The sequence below is a fragment of the Streptomyces macrosporus genome (genome assembly GCF_039533145.1).
Classification (GTDB): Bacteria; Actinomycetota; Actinomycetes; order Streptomycetales; family Streptomycetaceae; genus Streptomyces; species Streptomyces macrosporus.
This window is the reverse complement of sequence record NZ_BAAASZ010000052.1, coordinates 142,473-162,180: the sequence shown is the minus strand read 5'-3', so window position 1 is coordinate 162,180 and position 19,708 is coordinate 142,473. Positions and strand designations below refer to the sequence as shown.

General features: G+C 71.5%; 20 protein-coding genes and 1 tRNA gene. 12 read left to right on the top strand and 9 right to left on the bottom strand.

From position 1 onward, the window contains the following. Positions 1–230: 230 nt before the first annotated feature. From paaA to ABD335_RS30090, 5 genes are read left to right on the top strand one after another with little or no spacing between them, the layout of a single operon-like run. Positions 231–1,217 (top strand): 1,2-phenylacetyl-CoA epoxidase subunit PaaA, encoded by a 987-nt coding sequence (paaA, locus tag ABD335_RS30110; protein ID WP_344329212.1) that lies wholly within the window; start codon positions 231–233, stop codon positions 1,215–1,217. Further along, positions 1,214–1,501: a 1,2-phenylacetyl-CoA epoxidase subunit PaaB gene (gene paaB, locus ABD335_RS30105; RefSeq protein WP_324919593.1), complete on the top strand. Its 288-nt coding sequence runs from the start codon at positions 1,214–1,216 to the stop codon at positions 1,499–1,501. Before paaA ends, paaB begins: the two co-directional genes overlap by 4 nt. Further along, on the top strand, positions 1,498–2,220 hold the full coding sequence (gene paaC, locus ABD335_RS30100) for a 1,2-phenylacetyl-CoA epoxidase subunit PaaC (protein WP_344329207.1): 723 nt from the start codon (positions 1,498–1,500) through the stop codon (positions 2,218–2,220). The genes paaB and paaC overlap by 4 nt, the downstream gene beginning before the upstream one ends. After that, the gene (paaD, locus tag ABD335_RS30095) at positions 2,217–2,744 is read left to right on the top strand and encodes a 1,2-phenylacetyl-CoA epoxidase subunit PaaD (protein WP_344329205.1); all 528 of its coding nucleotides are present in this window, start codon (positions 2,217–2,219) and stop codon (positions 2,742–2,744) included. The genes paaC and paaD overlap by 4 nt, the downstream gene beginning before the upstream one ends. Continuing rightward, entirely contained in the window at positions 2,741–3,808 is a 1,068-nt protein-coding gene (locus ABD335_RS30090) for a 2Fe-2S iron-sulfur cluster-binding protein (protein WP_344329203.1), read from the top strand. Before paaD ends, ABD335_RS30090 begins: the two co-directional genes overlap by 4 nt. Before the next feature lie 77 nt (positions 3,809–3,885). Here ABD335_RS30090 and ABD335_RS30085 read toward each other — a convergent pair whose 3' ends face one another. From ABD335_RS30085 to ABD335_RS30070, 4 genes are all read right to left on the bottom strand, one after another. Continuing rightward, the gene (locus tag ABD335_RS30085) at positions 3,886–4,227 is read right to left on the bottom strand and encodes a rhodanese-like domain-containing protein (RefSeq protein ID WP_344329201.1); all 342 of its coding nucleotides are present in this window, start codon (positions 4,225–4,227) and stop codon (positions 3,886–3,888) included. A 94-nt stretch (positions 4,228–4,321) separates the two neighbouring features. Beyond that, on the bottom strand, positions 4,322–5,197 hold the full coding sequence (locus ABD335_RS30080; RefSeq protein WP_344329199.1) for a hypothetical protein: 876 nt from the start codon (positions 5,195–5,197) through the stop codon (positions 4,322–4,324). A 177-nt stretch (positions 5,198–5,374) separates the two neighbouring features. Continuing rightward, positions 5,375–6,766, bottom strand: coding sequence for a DUF2252 domain-containing protein (locus tag ABD335_RS30075; protein ID WP_344329197.1), 1,392 nt, complete (start codon positions 6,764–6,766; stop codon positions 5,375–5,377). A gap of 188 nt (positions 6,767–6,954) precedes the next feature. Then, positions 6,955–7,038, bottom strand: a tRNA-Leu gene (locus ABD335_RS30070). Positions 7,039–7,354: 316 nt separating this feature from the next. On the opposite strand from ABD335_RS30070, the gene ABD335_RS30065 reads away from it, so the two are divergent. From ABD335_RS30065 to pknB, 6 genes are all read left to right on the top strand, one after another. After that, entirely contained in the window at positions 7,355–8,152 is a 798-nt protein-coding gene (locus ABD335_RS30065; RefSeq protein ID WP_344329194.1) for an FHA domain-containing protein, read from the top strand. Positions 8,153–8,162: 10 nt separating this feature from the next. Next, on the top strand, positions 8,163–8,663 hold the full coding sequence (locus tag ABD335_RS30060) for an FHA domain-containing protein FhaB/FipA (RefSeq protein ID WP_344329192.1): 501 nt from the start codon (positions 8,163–8,165) through the stop codon (positions 8,661–8,663). A gap of 68 nt (positions 8,664–8,731) precedes the next feature. Continuing rightward, entirely contained in the window at positions 8,732–10,306 is a 1,575-nt protein-coding gene (locus tag ABD335_RS30055) for a Stp1/IreP family PP2C-type Ser/Thr phosphatase (protein ID WP_344329190.1), read from the top strand. A gap of 13 nt (positions 10,307–10,319) precedes the next feature. Continuing rightward, complete coding sequence (locus ABD335_RS30050; protein WP_344329187.1) at positions 10,320–11,714, top strand: FtsW/RodA/SpoVE family cell cycle protein; 1,395 nt, start codon at positions 10,320–10,322, stop codon at positions 11,712–11,714. Next, a complete protein-coding gene (locus ABD335_RS30045; RefSeq protein WP_344329185.1) occupies positions 11,711–13,174 on the top strand; it encodes a peptidoglycan D,D-transpeptidase FtsI family protein in 1,464 nt (487 codons plus the stop codon). The genes ABD335_RS30050 and ABD335_RS30045 overlap by 4 nt, the downstream gene beginning before the upstream one ends. Positions 13,175–13,297: 123 nt before the next feature. Further along, positions 13,298–15,307, top strand: coding sequence for a Stk1 family PASTA domain-containing Ser/Thr kinase (pknB, locus tag ABD335_RS30040; RefSeq protein ID WP_344329183.1), 2,010 nt, complete (start codon positions 13,298–13,300; stop codon positions 15,305–15,307). Between the two features lie 116 nt (positions 15,308–15,423). Here the strand turns inward: pknB and ABD335_RS30035 are convergent, their stop codons facing one another. The 5 genes from ABD335_RS30035 to ABD335_RS30015 all read right to left on the bottom strand — a co-directional run bounded on the left by ABD335_RS30035 (position 15,424) and on the right by ABD335_RS30015 (position 19,129). After that, entirely contained in the window at positions 15,424–16,170 is a 747-nt protein-coding gene (locus ABD335_RS30035) for a class E sortase (RefSeq protein ID WP_344329181.1), read from the bottom strand. A 47-nt stretch (positions 16,171–16,217) separates the two neighbouring features. Continuing rightward, entirely contained in the window at positions 16,218–17,426 is a 1,209-nt protein-coding gene (locus tag ABD335_RS30030) for a class E sortase (protein WP_425583791.1), read from the bottom strand. A gap of 5 nt (positions 17,427–17,431) precedes the next feature. Then, positions 17,432–18,058: an aminodeoxychorismate/anthranilate synthase component II gene (locus ABD335_RS30025; protein ID WP_344329176.1), complete on the bottom strand. Its 627-nt coding sequence runs from the start codon at positions 18,056–18,058 to the stop codon at positions 17,432–17,434. Positions 18,059–18,062: 4 nt separating this feature from the next. Further along, complete coding sequence (locus ABD335_RS30020) at positions 18,063–18,266, bottom strand: hypothetical protein (RefSeq protein WP_344329408.1); 204 nt, start codon at positions 18,264–18,266, stop codon at positions 18,063–18,065. Between the two features lie 116 nt (positions 18,267–18,382). After that, positions 18,383–19,129 carry a DUF881 domain-containing protein gene (locus ABD335_RS30015; protein WP_344329174.1) on the bottom strand — a complete coding sequence of 249 codons (747 nt, stop codon included), beginning with the start codon at positions 19,127–19,129 and terminating at the stop codon, positions 18,383–18,385. A gap of 152 nt (positions 19,130–19,281) precedes the next feature. Between ABD335_RS30015 and crgA the strand changes: the two genes are divergently transcribed. Beyond that, positions 19,282–19,539 (top strand): cell division protein CrgA, encoded by a 258-nt coding sequence (crgA, locus tag ABD335_RS30010; protein WP_344329172.1) that lies wholly within the window; start codon positions 19,282–19,284, stop codon positions 19,537–19,539. Positions 19,540–19,708 lie beyond the last annotated feature (169 nt).

The window sequence follows — 19,708 nt, the reverse complement described above, 5'->3', positions numbered from 1 at the left end:
CCGATGCGCCGATCCGTCGTGCCCGATCCGCCGTGTCCGGCCCGGCCCGGCCCGTCGCGTCCGCGTCCGGTTGCCCGTGTCCCGCGCCGTGTCGGCCGCCCCCGCGCCCACCGCGTCCGGGCCGACCTTACCGAGGTTGTCCACAGCCTTGACACCCCCGGGCCTCGCCGGCGACCATTGAACCGAACGATCGGTCGGTTGGTTCCTCGCCTGGAGCAAGGGGGCTGTGCATGACGACGCTGCTGCCGGAGACGGACCAGGGCGGAGGTCCCGAGGCGTACGAGAAGGCGTTCGACGCCGCCATCGCCGCGGACGAGCGGATCGAGCCGCGCGACTGGATGCCCGACGCCTACCGCGCGACGCTGGTGCGCCAGATGGCCCAGCACGCCCATTCCGAGATCATCGGCATGCAGCCGGAGGCCAACTGGATCACGCGGGCGCCCTCGCTGCGCCGCAAGGCGATCCTGATGGCCAAGGTGCAGGACGAGGCCGGGCACGGGCTGTACCTCTACAGCGCCGCCGAGACGCTGGGCGTCGGCCGCGACGAACTGCTCGACAAGCTGCACTCCGGACGCCAGAAGTACTCCTCGATCTTCAACTACCCCACCCTGACCTGGGCCGACGTCGGCGCGATCGGCTGGCTGGTGGACGGCGCGGCGATCACCAACCAGGTGCCGCTGTGCCGCTGCTCCTACGGGCCGTACGCGCGGGCCATGGTCCGCATCTGCAAGGAGGAGTCCTTCCACCAGCGCCAGGGGTACGAGCTGCTGCTCGCGCTGAGCCGGGGCACGCCGGCCCAGCACGCGATGGCGCAGGACGCCGTCAACCGCTGGTGGTGGCCGTCGCTGATGATGTTCGGCCCGCCCGACAACGAGTCGAAGCACTCCGCGCGCTCCATGGCCTGGAAGATCAAGCGGCACTCCAACGACGAGCTGCGCCAGCGGTTCGTGGACATCTGCGTCCCCCAGGCCGAGTCCCTCGGGCTGACCCTGCCCGACCCGGAGCTGCGCTGGAACGAGGAGCGCGGCCACTACGACTACGGGCCGATCGACTGGGACGAGTTCAACGAGGTGCTGCGCGGCAACGGCCCCTGCAACGAGCAGCGGCTGAACCAGCGGCGCCGCGCCCACGAGGAGGGTGCCTGGGTGCGCGAGGCCGCGGCGGCGTACGCCCGCAAGCACGGAGAGCAGGGCCGGAACGGAAGGACGGCGGCATGACCACCAGCGAATGGCCCCTGTGGGAGGTCTTCGTCCGCAGCAGGCGCGGCCTGTCCCACACCCACGCCGGGAGCCTCCACGCGCCCGACGCCGAGATGGCCCTGCGCAACGCGCGGGACCTGTACACGCGGCGGTCGGAGGGCGTCTCGATCTGGGTGGTGCCCTCGGCCGCGATCACCGCCTCCTCGCCCGACGAGAAGGACCCGTTCTTCGAGCCCGCCGCCGACAAGCCCTACCGCCACCCCACCTTCTACGAGGTCCCCGAGGGGGTGCAGCACCTGTGAGCGTTCCCCGCACGGCCGCGCTGGCCCTCGGCGACGACGCCCTGGTCCTCTCCCAGCGCCTGGGGGAGTGGGCCGGACACGCCCCCGTCCTGGAGGAGGAGGTCGCCCTCGCCAACATCGCGCTGGACCTGCTGGGCCAGGCCCGCGCCCTGCTGTCGATGGTGGGCGACGAGGACGAGTTGGCCTACCTCCGCGAGGAGCGGGAGTTCACCAACGTCCAGCTCGTGGAGCGGCCCAACGGCGACTTCGCGCACACCATCGCCCGCCAGCTGTACTTCTCCACCTGGCAGGAGCTGCTCTACGAGCGGCTGGCCACGGGCGAGGACGAGCCGGCCGAGCTCGCCGCGCTGGCCGCGAAGGCCGTCAAGGAGGTCGCCTACCACCGCGACCACGCCGAGCACTGGACGCTGCGGCTGGGCGACGGCACGGACGTCAGCCGCGAGCGGATGCGAACCGCGCTGGACGAGCTGTGGCGCTACACCGGCGAGCTGTTCCAGCCGGTGGAGGGCCTGGCGGTCGACTGGGACGACGTGCGCGAGCAGTGGACGCGGCGCATCGCCGACGTGCTGGGGCGCGCCGGCCTCTCCCTCCCCGAAGGGCCACAGGCCGCCTCCTGGGCCGCCGGCGCCGGACGGCAGGGCATCCACACCGAGCCGTTCGGCCGGATGCTCGCCGAGATGCAGCACCTGCACCGCAGCCACCCGGGGGCGTCGTGGTGACCGCCCGCACCGAGACGACCGGGACGACCGGGCTGGAAGAGGAGCTGCGCCGGATCGCGGGCTCCGTCCCCGATCCGGAGCTGCCGGTGCTGACGCTGTCCGACCTGGGCATCCTGCGCGGCCTCCACGTCGTCGGGCCGGGCCGGGTGGAGGTCGAGCTGACCCCGACCTACACCGGCTGCCCGGCCGTCGAGGCGATGGCCGCCGACGTCGAGCGGGCGCTGCGCGAGCACGGCGTGGCGGAGGTGACCGTCCGCACGGTCCTCTCCCCGCCCTGGACGACGGACGCGATCACCGCCGAGGGCCGCCGCAAGCTGGCGGAGTTCGGGATCGCCCCGCCCCGGCACGGCGCGGCCGGCTCCGGGCACGGCGGTCCGGTCGCGGTGGACCTCGCCATCCGCTGCCCCCACTGCGGCTCCACCGACACCACCCTGCTCAGCCGCTTCTCCTCCACCGCCTGCAAGGCGCTGCGCCGCTGCGCCTCCTGTCGGGAGCCGTTCGACCACTTCAAGGAGCTGACATGAGATTCCATCCGCTCCGGGTCCGCGCGGTCGAGCGGCTCACGGACGACTCGGTGGCCGTGACGTTCGCGGTGCCGCCCGAGCTCCACGACACCTTCCGCCACGTCCCCGGCCAGCACGTCACGCTCCGCCGCGAGCTGGACGGCGTGGAGGTGCGCCGCACGTACTCGATCTGCGCCCCGGCCGTGCCGCCCCCCGGCGAGCCGGTCCTGAGGGTCGGCATCCGGCTGGTGGAGGGCGGGGCGTTCTCCACCTACGCCCTCAAGGAGCTGTCCGCCGGGGACACGGTCGAGGTGATGCCCCCGACGGGCCGCTTCACGCTGCGCCCGCGGCCGGGCCGTTTCGCGGCGATCGTCGGCGGCAGCGGCATCACCCCGGTGCTGTCCATCGCCTCCACCCTCCTCGCCGAGCGACCGGACGCCCGGTTCTGCCTGGTCCGCAGCGACCGCACCGCGGCGTCGGCGATGTTCCTGGAGGAGGTCGCCGAGCTGAAGGACCGCCACCCCGACCGCTTCCACCTGGTGCACACGCTCTCCCGCGAGGAGCGGCAGGCGGGCCTGCCCACCGGGCGGCTCGACACCGAGCGCCTCGTCTCCCTGCTGCCCGCCCTGCTGCCGGTGGCGGACGTCGACGGCTGGTTCCTGTGCGGGCCGCACGGTCTGGTCGACGGCGCGGAGCGCGCGCTGACCGCGCTCGGGGTGCCGGCCTCCGCGATCCACCAGGAGATCTTCCACGTGGACGACACCCCCTCGGAGACGGGGGCCCGGGCCTCCGCCCGGTCCGCGCCCGCCGGCGCGAAACTCACCGCGACGCTCGGCGGCCGGATGGGCGTCTGGCCCGTCGGGGACGGCGAGACGCTGCTGGAGACGGTGCTGCGCAACCGCTCCGACGCCCCGTACGCCTGCAAGGGCGGGGTGTGCGGCACCTGCCGCGTGAAGCTGGTCTCCGGCGAGGTGCGCATGGACCGCAACTTCGCGCTGGAGCCGGACGAGGTGTCGGCCGGGTACGTACTGGCCTGCCAGTCGCGTCCGGCCACCGAGACGGTCGAGGTGGACTTCGACGCCTGACGCGGCCCGACACGACCCGACACGGCCCGACACGCCGCGTCCCCGCTCGCCCACGCGGGCGGGCGGGGACGCGTCCCTCACAGCACGTGGGCCGGCCCCTGCCCGTCGTTCACCAGCGGCCGACCGGCCGCCTCCCAGGCCATCATGCCGCCCTCGACGTTCACCGCGTCCACGCCCTGCGCCAGCAGGTACTGCGTGACCTGAGCGGACCGGCCGCCGACCCGGCAGACCACGTACACCCTCCGGTCCGCGGCCTTCTCGGTCACCTCGCCCAGCCGCTCCACGAACTCGCTCATCGGGACGTGCAGGGCTCCCTCGGCGTGCCCGGCCGCCCACTCGTCGTTCTCCCGGACGTCCAGCAGGAGACCGTCGGACGGCACCGCCGCGGCGTCCACCGCCGGAAATCGGCCGTACTGCACAGGGTCACGCCCCTTCCTCCGGCACCGGCCCTCCGGTGCCGTCTCGCACACTCACAACGCTCCGACCGCGGAACCGGCCGGATACGAGCCGAACCTAGAACGCCCCGCCGAAGCCCGCCCGACCCGCCTGGCCCGTCCGGTCCACCGGCCCGGCCGGAGCGGTCAGCTCGGCCAGCCGCGCCTCCCGCTCGGCGATCTTCGCGCGCAGCCCCTCGGCGATCTCCTCCAACAGGCCGTCCGGGTCGTCGCCCGCCAGCTTGAGCATGGAGCCGATCGCCCCGGCCTCCAGTTCGGCGGCGACCTCGGTCAGCAGCTCCTTGCGCCGCGCCAGCCACTCCAGGCGCGCGTACAGCTCCTCGCTGCGGAGCGCCTCCCGCTCCTCGGGATCGCGCGGCCCCGCCGCCCACTCCTCGGTCAGCTCCGCGAGCAGTTCCTCGTCCCCGTCGGCGTACGCCTTGTTCACCCGGGTCATGAACTCCTCGCGCCGCGTCCGCTCCGCCTCCTCCTGGGCCAGGTCCGGGTGCGCGGCACGGACCAGCTCGCGGTACAGGCGCCGGGCCTTCTCACCGGGCCGCACCCGCTCCGGCGGCCTCACCCGCTGCTCGGTGAGCATCGCGACGGCCTCCGGCGGCATCCCCGTGGAGTCCATCCAGCCCTGGTAGAGCTCCTCCACGGCCGGCATCGGCAGGAAGGTCGCCCGCGCCGCCTGCGCCCGGCGCACGTCCTCCGGGTCGCCGGTGCGCGCGGCCACGGCCTCCGCGATCAGGACGTCCAGCTCCTCGATCCGGCCGTACAGCGGTCCGAGGCGCTGTTCGTGCAGGCGTGAGAAGTTCTCCACCTCGACGCGGAAGGTCTCCACGGCGATCTCGTACTCGATGAGCGCGTTCTCGGCGGCGCGGACGGCGCGCTCGAGACGTTCGACGGCCTGTCGCTCGGCCTGCCGGGCTTCCTGCTGGGCTTCCGGATTCACTGGCTTCCTCGCGATGGCGGTTCACGGCGCCCCCTGCCGGGGTTTCCGCCGCGCCCCCGCCCCGGGGAGCACCCGGAGGGAACCGCGGCGTCATCCGGCCAGCCTACGGCTCCGGGCCCCCGTGCCGTCACACCCCCGCCGCCGCGGTTCCCCGTCACGGGCCCGGTCCGGGCCCGGTCACACGCCCGGCTCGGCGGGCAGCCGCCCGGCGCGCACGGCGGCCACCAGCTCCGCGTGGTCCTTCTCCGTGCGGTCCGCGTAGGCCGTGGCGAAGGCGGCCACCGCCTCGTCCAGCTCGTCCGTCTTGCCGCAGTAGCCCGCCAGGACGCGCGGGTCGGCGCTGTGGGAGTGCGCGCGGGCCAGCAGGGCCCCGGTCATCCGCCCGTAGTCGTCGATCTCGTCGGCGGACAGCGCCGCCGGGTCCACGCTGCCCTTGCGGTTGCGGAACTGCCGCACCTGGTAGGGCCGCCCCTCGACCGTCGTCCAGCCCAGCAGTGTGTCGGAGACCACCTGCATCCGCTGCTGTCCCAGCACCACCCGGCGGCCCTCGTGCTCCGGCTCCGGCTCGGGGAGGCCGACCAGGGCCGTGTACGGCCGCAGCACCGAGGGACGCGCCTCCTTCACCTGGAGCACCAGCGGCTTGCCCAGGTGGTCCAGGAGCAGCACGACGTACGAGCGGGTGCCCACGCTGCCGGTGCCGACGACCCGGAACGCCACGTCGTGGACCGCGTACCGGGCCAGGAGCGGCAGCCGGTCCTCCGGCAGCGTCCCCAGGTACTCCTCCAGCGAGGCGGCCACGGCCGCCGCCTCCGCGTCGGACGCCCTCCGCAGCACGGGCGGGGCGTCCACGAAGACGCGACCGCCGTCGTCGGTCTCCCGGGTGGACTTGGCGGCGAAACGCGCGCTGGTGTTGCGCCGGGCCTTGTCGGCGACCCGCTCCAGGGTGCCCAGCAGGTCGTGGGCGTCGGTGTGCGAGACCAGCTCCTCGTCCGCGACGGCGTTCCAGGCGTCGGCCGCCGACATCCTCGCCAGCAACCGCACCGTGCGCCGGTACGCCCCGGCCGCGTCGTAGGCGGCCCGGAGGCAGACGTCCTCGCCCAGCCCCGCCTCGCGCCCGGCCAGCACCAGGGAGGCGGCCAGCCGCTTGAGGTCCCATTCCCAGGGGCCGCGCACGGTCTCGTCGAAGTCGTTGAGGTCGATGGTCAGCCCGCCCCGGGCGTCCCCGTAGAGGCCGAAGTTCGCGGCGTGCGCGTCCCCGCAGATCTGCGCGCCGACCCCGGTGACGGGGGTGCCGTGCGCCAGGTCGTACGCCATCAGGCCGGCCGAACCGCGCAGGAAGGCGAAGGGCGAGGCGACCATCCGTCCGACCCGGATCGGGACCAGCTCCTCGATCCTGCCGCGGTTGGACTCCTCGACGGCGGCCGGCGCGTCCGGCCGCCCCGGAACCTCGGAGAACCTCGCGTGCGCGGCCCGGGGCACCGCGTCCCTCAGCGCCTTGCCGACCCGCCTCGGCGACTCCCGGTTCCGCCGGTCCGCGAAACCCGGCACGTACGGCAGCCTCTCGGCCACGGCCCCCACCCCCTGCGCGCTTCCTTCGACGACCGGCGGCGAACGGAACGACCGGCGGTCGAGAACGGTCAAGAAGGTACTCGCCTACCCGTGCGGCCGTCAGTCACCACCGACGGACCGCACACGGCGAAGCGGGCCCCCCACAGTGATGTTGGTCACTGTGAGAGACCCGCTCCGCGTTCTCTCTGTGCGCGAGGGGGGAGTTGAACCCCCACGCCCTTTCGGGCACTGGAACCTGAATCCAGCGCGTCTGCCTATTCCGCCACCCGCGCATGGGTGCTGCCGCTTAGATTCTCCCACACTCCCCGGACTGCTCTCGTCCGGTTCGCCGGGAGCCCCTGGCGACACCCAGAACATTAGCACGTCGTCCGGGGTGGTCTCACACCCGTATCGACGGCCCACGGTTTGGGACACTGGTCCCGTCCCCCCTCTACGATCCGTGTGAGGGTTGACACCCGCGCGCCGGGCCCCGGTGGGGAACCAGCCGTTTTCCTCGCGCGTGGATACGATCAGTAAGCAGTATCGGAGGCAACGCGTCGTGTGCGCCCAGCGCACTAGAGCCGAGGGCATCGGGGAAGGAGGTGCACCGTGGGAGTACTGAAGCGCTTCGAGCAGCGTCTCGAGGGTCTCGTCAACGGCACCTTCGCCAAGGTGTTCAAGTCCGAGGTGCAGCCCGTCGAGATCGCGGGTGCCCTCCAGCGCGAGTGCGACAACAACGCCACCATCTGGAACCGCGAACGAACCGTCGTCCCCAACGACTTCATCGTCGAACTCAGCGCCCCGGACTACGAGCGCCTCAGCCCCTACTCCGGACAGCTCGGCGAGGAACTGGCCGGCATGGTGCGCGAGTACGCCAAGCAGCAGCGGTACACCTTCATGGGCTCGGTCAAGGTCCACCTGGAGAAGGCGGAGGACCTCGACACCGGCCTGTACCGCGTCCGCAGCCGCACGCTCGCCGCCAGCACCTCCCAGCCCCCGTCCCAGCCCCCGCGCGGCGGACCCGGCGGCTACGGCTACCCGCCGCAGCGTCCCGCCGGCATGCCGCCCATGCCGGCCTCCCCGCCGCCCGGGGCTCCCGGCGGGGCGGGATCGCTGCCGCCCGTCCAGACCCGTCGCTGGATCGAGATCAACGGCACCCGCCACCAGATCTCCCGCCCCACCATGGTGCTGGGCCGCTCCACCGAGACCGACGTGCGGATCGACGACCCCGGAGTCTCCCGGCGCCACTGCGAGATCCGGGCCGGGAATCCCACGACGATCCAGGACCTGGGCTCCACCAACGGCATCGTGGTGGACGGACAGCACACCACGCGCGCTACGCTCCGCGACGGCTCACGCATCGTCGTGGGCAGCACCACGATCATTTACCGGCAAGCCGAAGGGTGAAGCGGGGGCAATGTCAGAGCTGACCCTGACGGTCATGCGGTTGGGCTTTCTCGCCGTACTGTGGCTGTTCGTCATCGTGACCGTGCAGGTCATCAGGAGCGACCTCTTCGGCACCCGCGTGACCCAACGCACTACCCGCCGCGGCGAGGGCCAGCGTCCGCCCCAGCCGCGCCAGGCGCCGCAGCCCTCCGGCCGCGGCGGCGGCCGGCGCCGCGGCGCTCCGACCAAACTCGTGGTGACCGAGGGCTCGCTCACCGGCACCACCGTGGCCCTGCAGGGACAGACCATCACCCTCGGCCGGGCCCACGACTCGACGATCGTGCTGGACGACGACTACGCCTCCAGCCGCCATGCCAGGATCTACCCGGACCGTGACGGCCAGTGGATCGTCGAGGACCTGGGGTCCACCAACGGCACGTATCTCGACCGGACCCGGCTCACCACACCGACGCCGATCCCGCCCGGCGCGCCGATCCGCATCGGCAAGACGGTCATCGAGCTGCGGAAGTAGTGAACGACCATGACGACCGGAGGGTGGGCACCGTGCGGATGTACCCGGAGCCGACGGGCGAGGTGCGCATGAGTCTGTCACTGCGCTTTGCCGCCGGATCGCACAAAGGCATGATCCGCGAGGGCAACGAGGACTCCGGCTACGCCGGGCCCCGGCTGCTCGCGATCGCCGACGGCATGGGCGGCCAGGCCGCCGGAGAGGTCGCCAGCTCCGAGGTGATCTCCATCCTCGTCCAGTTGGACGACGACATCCCCGGTTCCGACCTCCTCACCTCCCTCGGCACCGCCGTGCAGCGCGCCAACGAGCAGCTGCGGATCATGGTCGAGGAGGACCCGCAGCTGGAGGGCATGGGCACCACGCTCACCGCCCTGCTGTGGACCGGTCGGCGGCTCGGTCTGGTCCACGTCGGCGACTCCCGCGCCTACCTGCTGCGCGACGGCCAGCTCACCCAGATCACCCAGGACCACACCTGGGTCCAGCGCCTGGTGGACGAGGGCCGGATCACCGAGGAGGAGGCCACCACCCATCCGCAGCGCTCCCTGCTGATGCGCGCGCTGGGCAGCGGCGACCGCGTCGAACCCGACCTGTCCATCCGCGAGGTGCGCCCCGGGGACCGCTACCTGCTGTGCTCCGACGGTCTGTCCGGCGTCGTCAGCCACCAGACGATGGAGGAGACCCTCGCCAGCTACCAGGGGCCGCACGAGACCGTGCAGGAGCTGATCCAGCTCGCCCTGCGCGGCGGCGGGCCGGACAACATCACCTGCATCGTCGCGGACGTCCTCGACGTCGACGACAACGACACCCTCGCCGGCCGGCTCAACGACACCCCGGTCATCGTGGGCGCCGTCGCCGAGAACCAGCACCAGCTCGGCGACTCCGGCACCCTCCAGACCCCGGCCGCCCGCGCCGCCGAACTCGGCCGCGGCGTGCCCCAGCAGCAGGCCCCCGACGGCCCGCAGGGCAGCTTCGGCCCGCCCGGCAGCGGCGGCCCGGTCGGGGGCCCGCCGCCCGGCGGAACGTTCGGCGCGTACGCCGAGGGAGACCTCACCAAGCCCCGCAGAGGGTGGAAGTGGTTCAAGCGGACGCTGCTGCTCGCGCTCGTCCTGGGCGTCATCGGCGGCGGCCTGTACGGCGGCTGGCGGTGGGTGCAGACCCAGTACTACGTGGGCGCCGAGGGCGACCGCGTCGCGATCTACCGCGGTCTCAGCCAGAAGCTCGGCTGGTTCTCGCTGAGCGAGCTCGAGCGGCGCTCCGCGGTCGAACTCAAGTACCTCCCGGTCTACCAGCGCAACGAGGTCAGGGAAGGCATCTCCATGGGGAGCCTCGCCCAGGCCGAGGACCGGCTGGAGAAGCTGAGGGAACAGGCCGAGGTCTGCAAGATCGTCGCCGAGCAGCAGCAGAGCCGGGAACGCGCGGAGGCCGAGAAGGACTCCTCCACCCAGGACGGCGCCGGAGCGGGCGAGGAGGCCGGCAAGCAGACGCCGACCCCCACCCCGACCGGCGGGCCGACCACCGGTCCGTCCACCGTCTCGGCCACCACCGCCACCACCGCCAGCGTCAGCCAGAGCTCCACCGCTCCGACCCCCGGCCCCACCCTTCCGGAGGAACAGCAGAAGCTCGCCAAGCAGTGCACCACGCCATAGGGGGCCGCACTCCATGAGCACCAGTCACGTCACCGGCAGCAACACGACGATCTCCTCGGGAGGGCTGCCCAGCCGCCGCAACACCGAGCTGGCGATGCTCGTCTTCGCCGTGCTCGTCCCGGTGTTCGCCTACGCCAACGTGGGCCTGGCCCTCGACGGCGAGCTGCCCGCCGGAATGTTGGGCTACGGCTTCGGCCTCGGCCTGCTCGCCGGCGTGGCCCACCTGGTGGTGCGGAAGTTCGCGCCGTACGCCGATCCGCTGATGCTGCCCATCGCCACGCTCCTCAACGGGCTCGGCCTGATCCTGATCTGGAGACTCGACCAGTCCGAGCGGCTCCCGGACGCGGCCGCCGCTCCCAGCCAGCTCATGTGGTCCGCGCTGGGCATAGCGCTCTTCCTGGGTGTGCTGATCTTCCTCAAGGACCACCGCATCCTGCAGCGCTACACCTACATCTCCATGGTCGTGGCGCTGGTCCTGCTGATCCTGCCGATGTTCTTCCCGGCGGTCTACGGCGCCAAGATCTGGATCACCATCGGCGGCATGTCCATCCAGCCCGGCGAGTTCGCCAAGATCATCATCGCGGTGTTCTTCGCCGGCTACCTGATGGTCAAAAGAGACGCCCTCGCGCTGGCCAGCCGCCGCTTCATGGGCCTGTACCTGCCGCGCGGTCGCGACCTCGGCCCGATCCTGGTGATCTGGGCGCTGAGCGTCCTCATCCTGGTCTTCGAGACCGACCTGGGCACCTCGCTCCTCTTCTTCGGCCTCTTCGTGGTCATGCTGTACGTGGCCACCGAGCGGACGAGCTGGATCCTCTTCGGCCTCACCCTGGCCGTCGTGGGCGCCGTGGCCGTGGCCAGCTTCGAGCCCCACGTCCAGAGCCGCGTCCAGGACTGGCTCGACCCCTTCCACGTCGTCCGCGAGACCGGGAACGTCAACCAGCCCGCGGCCGCCATGTGGGCCTTCGGCTCCGGGGGCATCCTCGGCGCCGGGCTGGGCCAGGGCCACTCCGACCTGATCGGCTTCGCCGCCAAGAGCGACTACATCTTCGCCACCGTGGGCGAGGAACTGGGCCTGACCGGCGTCATGGCGATCCTGCTGCTGTACGGCCTGCTCGTCGAGCGGGGCATCCGCACCGCCCTGGCCGCCCGCGACCCGTTCGGCAAGCTGTTGGCCGTCGGCCTCTCCGCGGCCTTCGCCATCCAGGTCTTCGTCGTGGCGGGCGGCGTCATGTCCCTGATCCCGCTGACCGGTATGACCATGCCCTTCATGGCACAAGGCGGTTCGTCGGTCATCGCCAACTGGGCGCTCGTGGCGATCCTGCTGAAGATCAGCGACACCGCGCGGCGCCCCGCCCCCGCCCCCGTGTCCTCACCCGATGCCGAGATGACCCAGGTGGTCCGATCGTGAACAAGCCCCTGCGCCGTATCGCCATCTTCTGCGGTCTGCTCATGGTCGCCCTGATGATCCGCGCCAACTGGATCCAGTTCGCCCAGGCCGACGAATTGCAGAACCACCCGAAGAACCGTCGCGTCGCCATCGAGCGCTACGGGCAGCCGCGCGGCAACATCATCGTCGACGGCAAGGCCATCACCGGCTCGACCGAGGTCGAGGGCACCGACTTCAAGTTCAAGCGGACGTACAGGAACGGCAAGATGTGGGCGCCGGTGACCGGGTTCGCCTCCCAGGCGTACGGCACCAACCAGCTCGAGAACATCTACGACGACATCCTCACCGGCGACGACGACCGGCTGTTCTTCAACCGCACCATCGACATGCTGACCGGCAAGGACCAGAAGGGCGGCAACGTCGTCACGACGCTCAACGCCAAGGTCCAGAAGGCCGCCTTCGAGGCCATGGGCGACAAGAAGGGCGCGGCCGTGGCGATCGACCCCGAGACCGGGGCCATCCTCGGCCTGGTCAGCACCCCCTCGTACGACCCCTCCACCTTCGCGGGCAACTCCTCCAAGGACGGGAAGGCCTGGGAGTCCCTCCAGAAGGACCAGAACCCCGACGAGCCGATGCTCAACCGGGCGCTGCGCCAGACCTACCCGCCGGGCTCGACCTTCAAGGTCGTCACCGCCGCCGCGGCGCTGGAGAGCGGCATGTACGACATCGACGAGAAGACCGAGACCCCGGACCCGTACCGCCTCCCGGACACCGTGACCGACCTGGGCAACGACGGCAACCACCCCTGCAAGGACGCCTCGCTGCGGGTGGCCATGCAGTGGTCCTGCAACACCGTCTTCGCCAAGATCAGCCACGAGATCGGCAACGAGGAGATGATCGAGTACTCCGAGCGGTTCGGGTTCAACAAGGAGCACTTCGTCCCGGTCCGCGCCGCCGAGTCGGTCTACCCCGAGGACAACCGGCCGCAGAACGCCATGGCGGGCATCGGCCAGGCGTCCAACCGCGCCACCCCCCTCCAGATGGCCATGGTCGCCGCCGCCGTCGCCAACGACGGCAAGCTGATGCAGCCGTACATGGTCGACCAGCTCGTCGCGCCGAACCTCAACGTCGTCGAGGAGCACACCCCCGAGGAGATCGGCCAGGCGGTCTCGCCGGAGAACGCCCAGAAGCTCCAGCAGATGATGGAGACGGTCGTCGAGAAGGGCACCGGAACCACCGCCCAGATCGACGGCGTCACAGTCGGTGGCAAGACCGGTACCGCCCAGCACGGCGAGAACAACAGCAAGAACCCGTACGCCTGGTTCATCTCCTACGCCAAGACCGGCGACGGGTCCTCGCCCATCGCCGTCGCGGTGGTGATCGAGAGCGCCAACGTCCTCCGCGACGACATCGCGGGCAGCAAGCTGGCCGCCCCGGTCGCGAAGGCGATGATGGAGGCCGCGCTCGACGGCAAGAGGTGACCTGACCGCCGGGGTCGCGTCAGCAGCCGCGTTCCCGACTCTTCACCCGGTCCGGGTACGGTATGCCGAGCAGCACCGCCGGACCGCAGGGAGACGGTCAGGACGAAGAGAGGGCTGGAGACTATGGAAGAGCCGCGTCGCCTCGGCGGCCGGTACGAGCTGGGCTCGGTGCTCGGCCGAGGCGGTATGGCCGAGGTCTACCTCGCCCACGACACCCGTCTGGGCCGTACCGTCGCGGTGAAGACGCTCCGGGTGGACCTCGCCCGGGACCCCACGTTCCAGGCCCGCTTCCGTCGTGAGGCCCAGTCGGCCGCCTCGCTCAACCACCCGGCGATCGTCGCCGTCTACGACACCGGCGAGGACTACGTCGACGGGGTCTCCATCCCGTACATCGTCATGGAGTACGTCGACGGCTCCACCCTCCGCGAGCTGCTCCACTCCGGCCGCAAGCTGCTGCCCGAGCGCTCGCTGGAGATGTGCGTCGGCATCCTGCAGGCCCTGGAGTACTCCCACCGCAACGGCATCGTCCACCGCGACATCAAGCCCGCGAACGTCATGCTGACGCGCAGCGGCCAGGTCAAGGTGATGGACTTCGGCATCGCCCGCGCCATGGGCGACTCCGGCATGACGATGACCCAGACCGCGGCCGTCATCGGCACCGCCCAGTACCTCTCCCCGGAGCAGGCCAAGGGCGAGACCGTGGACGCCCGCTCCGACCTGTACTCCACGGGCTGCCTGCTGTACGAGCTGCTGACCGTGCGGCCGCCCTTCGTGGGCGACTCCCCCGTCGCGGTCGCCTACCAGCACGTGCGGGAGGAGCCGCAGCCGCCGAGCGTCTTCGACCCCGAGATCACGCCCGAGATGGACGCCATCGTCCTCAAGGCGCTGGTGAAGGACCCGGACTACCGCTACCAGTCCGCCGACGAGATGCGCGCCGACATCGAGGCGGCCCTCGACGGCCAGCCGGTCGGCGCCGCGGCGGCGATGGGAGCGGCGTCCTACGGGGCGGGCGGGGGCTACCGCCCCGAGGACCAGCCCACCGCCGCCCTGCGCGCCGCGTCCCCGGCGGCCGGTCAGACGTCCATGCTGCCGCCGATGCGCGACGACGACGGCGGCTACGGCTACGACGAGCGGCCCGACCGGCGGCGCCAGGGCCGGAAGAACCACCTCTCCACGGCCCTGCTGGTGCTCGGCGGCATCCTGGTCCTGGTGGGCGCGGTCTTCATCGGCAAGGTGATCTTCAGTCCCACCGAGAACGACCCGCTCGTGCCCGATCTCGTCGGCCTCGGCTTCTCCGAGGCCCAGCGGGCGGCGGAGAACTCCAGACTGGAGGTCGCCAAGGGGCCGAGCGAGTTCTGCGACCAGAAGAAGAACACGGTCTGCAGGACCGACCCGAAGGAGGGGACGCGGGTCCCCGAGGGCACCACGATCACGCTGATCATGTCCAAGGGGCCCAGCGAGATCGAGGTCCAGGACGTGGTCGGCGAGGACGCCGACGACGCCGAGCGGGAGCTGCGGGACGCCGGCTTCGAGGTCGTGCGCAAGCCGCAGGTCTCCGAGCAGCCGGCCGGCACGGTCGTCGAGCAGAACCCGGCGGGCGGGGAGAAGGCCAAGCCCGGCTCCACGGTCACCCTGACCGTGGCTCAGGAGGACGAGCGCCCGACCGTGCCGAACGTCGTCGACCAGAACTTCGACTCGGCCAAGAGCCAGTTGGAGGCCCTGGGCTTCGTCGTGGAGAAGGTCGAGCAGGAGGACGGCTCCAAGCCGGCGAACACGGTGATCGCGCAGAGCCTCCCCGCCAACACCAAGGCGGAGCCCGGCTCCAAGATCACCCTGACCGTGACCAAGGCTCCCGCGGAGCAGCCGGTCACCGTCCCGAACCTCCAGGGCCAGTCGCTCAAGGACGCGCGCAAGACGCTCGAGGACATGGGCCTCCAGGTCCAGGTCCAGGGTTCCCAGGACGGGAACGCCTCGGTCGTCGGCACCAACCCGGGAGCCGGCTCCCAGCTGAAGAAGGGCGATCAGATCACCGTGATCGCCATCGGCGGGGACGGCGGCAACGGTGGGAACGGCGGCAACGGCGGTGGACCGGGCGGTTTCTTCCAGGGGAGGAACGGCGGCGACGACGACTGACCGCCGCCCGTCGTCCGGCACACATCCGTGACAAGCCCGAGGCCCGACCGGCTCCTGCCGGTCGGGCCTCGGGCTTCGCGGTTCGGTTCGCCGCGGCGGTTCGGTTCGTCGCGCCGCTAGCGGAGTTCCTCGGGCGGGGTGCGGCGCTCGTCCACGCTCTCGGCGCGCACCAGCTCGCCCCACACGATGTAGCGGTAGTCGGAGGTGAGCACGGGGGTGCAGGTCGTCAGGGTGATGTACTTCCCCTTCTCCTTCTTCCCCGACTCCTTCGGGACGTCCGCGAGCACCTCGACGTTGTACTTGGACGTCTTCGGCAGGATCTCGTAGACCTTGTAGACGTACCAGGTGTCCTCGGTCTCGACGACGATCGGATCGCCCTTTTCGATCTTGTGGATGTCGTGGAACTTGGCGCCGTGCCCGTCGCGGTGCGCGGCCAGCGAGAAGTTGCCGTCGCCCTCCCAGGGCGGCGTGGCGTCCACCGGATCGGTGTAGTAGCCGGCGACGCCCTTGTTGAGCTCCTTGGTGGAGGTGCCCTTCTTGATCAGCACCTCGTCGCCCATCGAGGGGACGTGCAGGAAGCCGACGCCCTCTCCGGGGTCGAACTCCCTCTCGGCGCCGCCCGGCCCGTCCTGGGCCCAGTGCTCGCGCACCTCGGCGCCGTCGCGTTCGGCCTCGCGGTTGGCGACCACGTTCGTCCACCACAGCGAGTAGACGACGAAGAGGCCCAGTATCACGCCGGCCGTGATCAGCAACTCGCCCAGCACGCTGACGACGACGGCCACCCCGGCGCGTCTGCGCCGGCGGGGCCCGGGAGCCGGGGTCGATCCCGTCTCCGGCTCGCTCTCCTGGTCGATCACTGCCACTCGACGCACCGCCCGCCTGTCTCCACCGTTCCTCCCCCGCGCGCAGGCTATCGGACGAGCGCGTCCGGCTTCCCCTCGCTTCTGGGGCGTTCCTCGACCATTTTCCCCCAGACGATCAGGCGGTACTTCGAGGTGAACTCCGGAGTACAGGTGGTCAGGGTGATGTACCGCCCGGGTTCGGTGAAACCGGACTCCGCCGGCACGGGATCGATGACGCCGACGTTCGACGGCAGGGTGGAGTCGAGACGGCTGGTCATCTCGTAGATGTAGTAGGTGTCCCGGGTCTCGACGACGATGGGGTCGCCCGGATCGAGCTTGTTGATGTAGCGGAACGGCTCGCCGTGGGTGTTGCGGTGTCCGGCCACCGCGAAGTTGCCCGTCTTGTCCCAGGGCATCGCGGTCTTCAGGGGCTCCTCGGCGTAGTGGCCGACCATGCCGCGGTCGAGGACGCCGTTCTCGTCGACCCCCTCGGCGATGGGCACCTTCACGTCCAGCCGGGGGATGTGCATGATCGCGAAGCCCTGGCCGGGGGAGAAGACGCCGGGGTCGCGGTCCCCGCCCTTGTCCTCCCACTGCTGTTCGAGCTTCTTCGCCTCGTCGCCGGCCTGGCGGTCGGCGATCACGTTCGTCCACCACAGTTGGTAGGAGACGAACAGCAGCATCACCACGCCGAGGGTGATGAACAACTCGCCGACGACCCGGCTGGCGATCACCATCGGGCTCTCCCGCTGGGCCCGCCGAGCCCGCCTGCCCTGCTGGGCACGTCGGCCCTGCCGGCCCTGCCGGGCCCGCCGCCGCGCGGCCCGGCCGCCGTCCGGGGGCCGGACGGGCTCCGGACGCGCCGGGAGCGGCTCCTCGGCCCGGCGCAGCAGCATCGTCTCGTCGTCGGGGACGGGGACGGGCACCGGATCGGGGGCGGGAGCGGGGGCCGGTTCCGGCGCCACGGCCGGTTCCGGTGCGGGGGCCGCCTCCGTGACGTGGGCGCCCGGCGCGTGGACACCCGGCGCGTAGGGGTCCGCCGGGGTGGGCGCGCCCGTCGGGTACGCGTCGTACCGCCGCGGCTCCCGGTAGGGCGGATACGCCTCCGGATACCCCCCCGGGTAGGGCTCGGGAGGCGTCTGCTCCCGGCCCGGCAGCGGATCGTTCAGCGGGTCGGCCAGCCGTCCCACCGCGGCCTCGAACGCGCCCGGTTCTGCGTAGGGATCGTACGGGTCGCCGCTGTGCGGGTCGCTCCCGTACGTGCCCTCCGGACGCAGGGCCGTCACGTCCCGACCACGGGGGCCAACCCCAGGGACCGTTCGACGGCCCCCGTGTCCCCGCACCGCGCGAGCCAGTTGGCGAGCATCCGGTGGCCCCACTCGGTCAGCACGGACTCGGGGTGGAACTGCACGCCCTCCACCGGCAGTTCGCGGTGGCGCAGGCCCATCACGACGCCCGTCTCCGTCCGGGCGGTGACCTCCAGCTCCGCGGGCACGGTGTCGGGCTCGACCGCCAGCGAGTGGTAGCGGGTCGCGGTGAAGGGGGAGGGCAGTCCGGCGAAGACGCCCACGCCCTCGTGGTGGACCGGCGAGGTCTTGCCGTGCAGCAGCTCCGGCGCCCGGCCCACCACGCCGCCGTACGCCACGGCCATGGACTGCATCCCCAGGCAGACCCCGAAGACGGGGACCCCGGTCGCGGCGCAGTGCCGCACCGACTCGACGCAGACCCCCGCCTCCTCGGGCGTGCCGGGGCCGGGGGAGAGGAGCACCCCGTCGAAGCTCTCCACCTGTTCGAGGCGGACCTCGTCGTTGCGGAGCACCTCGCACTCGGCGCCGAGTTGGTAGAGGTACTGGACGAGGTTGAAGACGAAGCTGTCGTAGTTGTCGACGACCAGGACGCGCGCGCTCATCGGATCAGCCCTCCCGCCTCTCGTCGAGCGTGCCGTCGCTGAACGGCAGCAGTGGCTCCGCCCAGGGGAAGACGTACTGGAAGAGCACGTAGACGACCGCCAGGACCAGTACGAGCGAGATCAGCGCGCGTACCAGCGTGTTGCCCGGCAGATGCCGCCAGATCCAGCCGTACATGCCGTGTTGCCGTCCCTTCTTTCTCTCGCGCACCCAGAGTACGGGTCCGCGGGCTCGCCGGGGGCCCCAAGCGGCGCAATGCGTCCGACGCTACAGGGCTTCGGCGCCCGGGGGGTCGGGAGAGGGCGCGGCCCGGGACGCCGCGGCGTTCACCCCACCGGCTCGGCCTGGCGCAGATCCACCGCGCCGGTGTACCCGGGGAGCGTCGTCCTGTCGTGTTCGTCCACGGACCAGCCCAGGCCGTAGGCGTCGACGTACTCGCGGTAGTTCCGCACGGCCGGCGCCCGGTCCAGGGCGGCGCGCAGCTCCTCGGTGTCGCCGACGGCGGTGATGGTGTACGGCGGGGAGTACAGGCGGCCCTGGAGGATCAGGGTGTTGCCGACGCAGCGCACCGCGCTGGTGGAGATCAGCCGCTGGTCCATGACCTTGATGCCGCGGGCGCCGCCCTCCCACAGGGCGTTCACCACGGCCTGGAGGTCCTGCTGGTGGACGACGAGGTCGTTGGGCTGGGGATCGGGGATGCCGGGCATCCGGGGGCCGGCGTCGGGCGGGGCGTCGTCGAGGGTGACGGTGAGGCCGGGGCCGGAGAGCTTCCGGGTGCCCGCGGCCCTCTCCAGCTCCTCGAAGTCGCGCTTCTCGGCCTCGGTGCCGCCGCTGTCGCGGCGGGCGAGGGCGTCGACCTCCCGGCGGAGCCGGGCCACGGAGGAGTCCAGCTCCTGGTTGTCGTGGCTGCGCTCCTGGATGAGGTCGGTCAGACGCAGCATCGAGTCGTCGGTGCGCAGGTCGGTGCCCTGGGCGGTGTTGAAACTCGCCCAGAAGAGGAAACCGGCCAGGGCGAAGACACCGGCGGTCGCGAGCCTGACGGGCCGGAAGCGGGAATTCGTCACCTTACCCATGTCTCCTTCCAGCGCGCGGAGGTACTACGCTAACGGACTGAGGCAACGCCCCCTCCCCGGTGCCTCTCCGAGCCCGGAGCCGGACCGATCGGGGGAGGGCACTGCGGAGCAGGCCAGCGCAGTCACGCAGCGCATCGACAGGAGAGTCCCTCGTGCCGAAGTCACGGATCCGCAAGAAGGACGATTTCACGCCGCCGCCGGCGAAGCAGGCCGCGAACATCAACCTCAACTCGGGGCGGAGCTGGGTCGCTCCGCTGATGCTGGCGCTGTTCCTGGTCGGCCTCGCATGGATCGTCGTCTTCTACGTGACGACGGGCGACCTGCCGGTCGAGTCGCTCGGCAACTGGAACATCGTGGTGGGCTTCGGCTTCATCGCGGCGGGGTTCGTCGTCTCCACCCAGTGGAAGTAGTCGCGCCCGAACCGCGTTATCCACAGGTCTTCCACAGCCCTGGGAAAACTTACGAAGATCTGTGGATAACTTCTTCGGCTCGACTGTCGTTATGACTGGTGCCCCCTCGTAGGGGACCCGGTTCACCCCTGCCTTGCTGGGAAAACGCGCCTGCCCACAGGCGCCGCTT